Here is a 4,054-nt window from a genome sequence, read left to right on the forward strand (position 1 = left end):
ATAGCGCGTCTTTTCTTGCCGCAGTGCAAATCCGTTGCCTTGTTCTTTGGCTGAAAATCTCATGACGACATCATCTAAGAAATGGAGAGCAAAGATACAGATTGGTGACAAGTATCACCACCTCGGAAGATATCACGATATTGAAGACGCGTTACAAGCATATAAAAAAGCAAAAAATATCGTCATTAAACAGCGGGAGACAGCATAACAATGAAACTGGAATCAGCATTAAAACACTTTCACCCGAAAACACCGACATTCAGTGATGCGTCAACCAGTACCGCACCGGACAGAATGAAAGGCATGGATACCGCTGCAGCTTTGGGGATGGCGGGATCACAAGCCAAGTTCGGGATGGCGGCATTTTTTGCGAAGAACGACGTCAGTGAAGAAGACAAGTTCAGCACCGTAGAAGAGCTGACCCGATATGCAAGGCGAACTGTCCCTAAGCTGATATCAAAGGCAGCGGGAAATAAATTGGGGCCATGTCTAGTTATCTTATCGAAAATGGCGTTTGAAGATTATGCCCGTTCAGCGGCGTCAACTTGCCAGTGTTCGGAATGTCGCGGGAAAGGACTTATCTACGGCATGAAGGAAGTTGAAAAACATCCCGGCATTATTCGTGCGGACGGTGAAGTGATTATTGCACCGTGGATTGAAAAAGAGCAGGTGGGTGAACTTTGCCAGAAGTGCAACGGGAAAGGCGTACTGTCAAGTCGTTGTCGCTGCAAGGGGCGGGGTGTCGTAGTCGATGAGGAAAAGACCGCATTACAGGGCGTACCGGTTGATAAAATCTGCCCTCGATGCTCAGGGCGGGGTTACAGCAGAGTGCCATCATCAGTGGCTTATACGGCAATCAAGGCGCTTGTTCCTGCATTAACTCAATCGTCATGGTCTCGTAACTGGAAGCCCTTTTATGAAAAGCTGGTAGGTAAGTGTTACGCCGAAGAAAGCAGTGCGGAAGCTATGTTTAGCAAGGTGACAAAATAAACTGTTTTATGTCATCAACAGTATTTGCATTTTGCATAAAGATGGCTTAACATCTTCAAATAGTGGGAACTTGTAACTATACTCACTACGAATTTTAAGCCTCGCTCAGTGCGGGGCTTTTTATTGTCCTAAATCCATAAGTGAACGCATGCCTGCACCAATAACCGAATCTTTAGTTATCCGTCCTGCATCCGAACAACCCACGCCAGAGATGAATGGCAAAGAGGTATTGGTCTTAAATCCTTGCTATTCCGTACTCCTAGGTGTATCAGTATCACAATAAGATATACCTTTGGGGAGGATGTATGGGGTGGTATCGACATTATTTCAAGGATATTTGCAAACTGTCTTTACAGGAAGCGGTGAAGGGTAGTGTCAAGCTTGTGGTCAGTGATGATAGACAATACCATTATTTTTTGGATATACCGAAACACCAACTAGGTCCCAGACTCAATATTTTTGGGCACGGCCATCCAAAGGAAGCCCTTTTCCAAGGGCACTCAGTAGAATGTCCTTTATCTGGTACTGAGGCTGCTGGTTTTCCTTGTAGGGAAAGGTTACCCGATGCACGGCCTTTATCACCCAATGATCTTGCAGACAGTATAAAGCCACTAATTGTAAGGTATCACATCCGAAGCATCCGGTTAGTTGCGTGTTACACTGGAAAAACAGGTTTTGCCAGTGCCTTATCTCATTTAACAGGTTTGCCTGTTAAGGCTTCAATGCAGCATATTGATGCGATGGAATTTGTTACGACTGGTCGTTATTGGATAATAAAACCACAAGAAGAAGAATCAAAGGAAGCGGAACGAAATTTCCGTTGGTTTGATTTTAATGACTAAACACTGCGATGAGTACAAAATAGGGAGTTAGATGGCATAACGCAGGAAATCAGCACCTGCCTCCACAACTCGATCAGGGTCGGTCAACACCTATATCACTTTTAAATCAATAGGTTAAATGTGATTTTGGGTGATGCGGTCAACACCTCGAACGGGGTTAGAGAACACCCCCACATGCTAGATAAATCAACGTGTTAATGTGATTTTCAGCGAAAAAGAGATCACCCCCATGAAAGATGAATTCGAATGGTGTGATGAGTTCGATGGATTTTAATTCCCCCGAATTCGAGGGAATCTAGCAGTCTACTTTTTATTTTCGCCTTTTTTCAATTTAAGCCCAAAGAGAACAAGCCCAATAGCCAATAAGCTTTCGACAGTACCCAGTAAAAGATCATCATATTGAATCAATCTAATACCCGCCGTAAAAAGTAATATCATGCCGGCAAGAATGAATTTAAATGACTTTTGTTTGAGTGGGTTTTTATCGTTCGGTTGCATAAAAATCCTTTTATATTAAATGTTAAAATCTAGCATGAGTATCACATGCTCGGTCATTCTGAACAACTCAACCTATCGGTCTGACCGACTAGTTCAAATTCAAGGCTACGCTTCGGCGTGGCCTTTTTCACATCTGGAACTTTGGCGTAGAGGGTTCGCGCGGATGCCTGAAGAGCATCAGGACTCGGTTCGATTCCGAGAGGTTCCACCAAATTATTGAAGGTCGCTCAATGCGGCCTTTTTTGTTACACGACTTAAATCTTCTTTAAAAACTTCCTCAATGGTTCCAAATCTTTAATGGTCTCTTTCGGATTAAGAACATCGTAAGAGTTAAGAAAGACCACATAATCAGATGGATGAGTATCGTGATAGTGTTGAATTTTAGCCGTTTCATTGTAAGCTCGTTTATATGACTTAATGGCAGACTTAAGTTTCTTCACTTTCCTTTCTGGAATGAGAGCGAACAACTTGTCAAAATCTTGTTTGTTTAGCGTTTGAAATGGATATCTACCAGATTCTATTAAGGTTATTTCCTTGGTGAGTTTTACCAATATCTCATTAGATATCTTCCTGCGCTCCTTTTTGTCTTGATCTTTCCTGTTAGAGAAGTAAAGAACAACAGGAATCAACACACCGATCACAGCAATAATGACTTCAATTGTCATGAGGTATCCCTATGGAAATATCCATTATTACGTTAATTTCGTTTAGTGTATCAATGTTTAGTCTTGGTTGCGTGTTTGGGTTTATTCTAAAACGTGACTAATACGTCATATTAGCAATATCAGCAAAACAGCTCCTAATTCGCCACCGCAATCACTCTCAGTACCTCTGTATCTCCTATTGCGATCGGCATCCTATTAACCCAATCACAGGGGCGACCATAGCTCACCCCACGGACGCCCATTGTTCAAATGGGGTGGAATATGAAGATGAAAGAAAATCCTGATTTCTGGATGCATCTGGGTGACTGGCTCGTCTCGATAAAAGAGCAGGGTATCGGTGCAGTCTTAGCGGGGACAATGGCATTCCTCCGGGGACGCTATCACGGCGGTGGTTTGCTACGAGTCTCTATCGACGCCTTTATGTGTGCCATGTTCGCTTGGTTCATTCGTGACGTATTAAATTTCATGGGTCTGAATCCTGACTTGGCTTACATCGGCAGTGTGGTGATTGGTTACTTGGGTACAGACTTCATCGGTCAATTGCTGCGTAAGGCGGCAGAGAAAAGAGCGGGGGTCAGCAATGACAATGAATAACTTCAAGTTCAGCCAACGCAGTGAAAATAACCTCAAGGGCGTCCATCCTGATTTGGTGGCTATCGTTCGTCGTGCGCTGGCATTATCTCCGGTCGATTTCACCGTGATTGAAGGGCTTAGAACGCTTGAACGCCAAAAGCAACTGGTTGCTGAAAAGAAAAGCCGGACAATGAATTCCCGCCATCTGACAGGCCATGCGGTTGATCTGTTTCCGGTAGGTGGAAACTGGAACGATTATAAATGCTGGCTTCCGGTATTGAATGCCATGCGTCAGGCGGGTGAAGAACGGGGAATAAAACTACGGTTTGGCATGACCTGGACGAACAACCCTAATGATAAGCCGGCTAGATTTCTGGATGCGCCCCATATTGAGATACCGGCATGAAGTTCAACAGCCAGTACTTCACCCTCGGCGCTCTGGTGATTATCTCCGGTCTGCTTTGGTTCTATTACAGTGAGTATCGG

General features: G+C 44.1%; 6 protein-coding genes and 1 tRNA gene. 5 read left to right on the forward strand and 2 right to left on the reverse strand.

Features of this window, described 5'->3' with window-relative positions:
• Window positions 1-210: 210 nt before the first annotated feature.
• Both NXS07_RS18810 and NXS07_RS18815 read left to right on the forward strand, forming a co-directional pair.
• Complete coding sequence (locus NXS07_RS18810; protein ID WP_258087389.1) at window positions 211-990, forward strand: antitermination protein; 780 nt, start codon at window positions 211-213, stop codon at window positions 988-990.
• A 305-nt stretch (window positions 991-1,295) separates the two neighbouring features.
• Window positions 1,296-1,832 carry a DUF8616 domain-containing protein gene (locus tag NXS07_RS18815; RefSeq protein WP_258087390.1) on the forward strand — a complete coding sequence of 179 codons (537 nt, stop codon included), beginning with the start codon at window positions 1,296-1,298 and terminating at the stop codon, window positions 1,830-1,832.
• 303 nt (window positions 1,833-2,135) lie between these two features.
• On the opposite strand, the gene NXS07_RS18820 is transcribed toward NXS07_RS18815, so the two are convergent.
• Complete coding sequence (locus NXS07_RS18820) at window positions 2,136-2,330, reverse strand: hypothetical protein (protein WP_038222823.1); 195 nt, start codon at window positions 2,328-2,330, stop codon at window positions 2,136-2,138.
• 135 nt (window positions 2,331-2,465) lie between these two features.
• Here NXS07_RS18820 and NXS07_RS18825 point away from each other — a divergent pair.
• A tRNA-Phe gene (locus NXS07_RS18825) sits at window positions 2,466-2,541 on the forward strand.
• Between the two features lie 43 nt (window positions 2,542-2,584).
• On the opposite strand, the gene NXS07_RS18830 is transcribed toward NXS07_RS18825, so the two are convergent.
• Entirely contained in the window at window positions 2,585-2,995 is a 411-nt protein-coding gene (locus tag NXS07_RS18830; protein ID WP_258087391.1) for a hypothetical protein, read from the reverse strand.
• A gap of 267 nt (window positions 2,996-3,262) precedes the next feature.
• On the opposite strand from NXS07_RS18830, the gene NXS07_RS18835 reads away from it, so the two are divergent.
• Window positions 3,263-3,589, forward strand: coding sequence for a phage holin, lambda family (locus NXS07_RS18835; protein ID WP_258087393.1), 327 nt, complete (start codon window positions 3,263-3,265; stop codon window positions 3,587-3,589).
• Window positions 3,576-3,974: a M15 family metallopeptidase gene (locus tag NXS07_RS18840; protein WP_258087392.1), complete on the forward strand. Its 399-nt coding sequence runs from the start codon at window positions 3,576-3,578 to the stop codon at window positions 3,972-3,974. Before NXS07_RS18835 ends, NXS07_RS18840 begins: the two co-directional genes overlap by 14 nt.
• The last annotated feature ends 80 nt before the right edge of the window (window positions 3,975-4,054 follow it).

The sequence above is a fragment of the Xenorhabdus bovienii genome, assembly GCF_024721015.1.
Lineage (GTDB): Bacteria > Pseudomonadota > Gammaproteobacteria > Enterobacterales > Enterobacteriaceae > Xenorhabdus > Xenorhabdus bovienii.

What these genes read in the sequence shown, in the direction of transcription:
- NXS07_RS18840 (WP_258087392.1), top strand. Translation starts at nt 3,576, where the DNA reads ATGACAATGAATAACTTCAAGTTCAGCCAACGCAGTGAAAATAACCTC.
- NXS07_RS18815 (WP_258087390.1), top strand. Translation starts at nt 1,296, where the DNA reads ATGGGGTGGTATCGACATTATTTCAAGGATATTTGCAAACTGTCTTTA.
- NXS07_RS18810 (WP_258087389.1), top strand. Translation starts at nt 211, where the DNA reads ATGAAACTGGAATCAGCATTAAAACACTTTCACCCGAAAACACCGACA.
- NXS07_RS18830 (WP_258087391.1), bottom strand. Translation starts at nt 2,995, where the DNA reads ATGACAATTGAAGTCATTATTGCTGTGATCGGTGTGTTGATTCCTGTT.
- NXS07_RS18820 (WP_038222823.1), bottom strand. Translation starts at nt 2,330, where the DNA reads ATGCAACCGAACGATAAAAACCCACTCAAACAAAAGTCATTTAAATTC.
- NXS07_RS18835 (WP_258087393.1), top strand. Translation starts at nt 3,263, where the DNA reads ATGAAAGAAAATCCTGATTTCTGGATGCATCTGGGTGACTGGCTCGTC.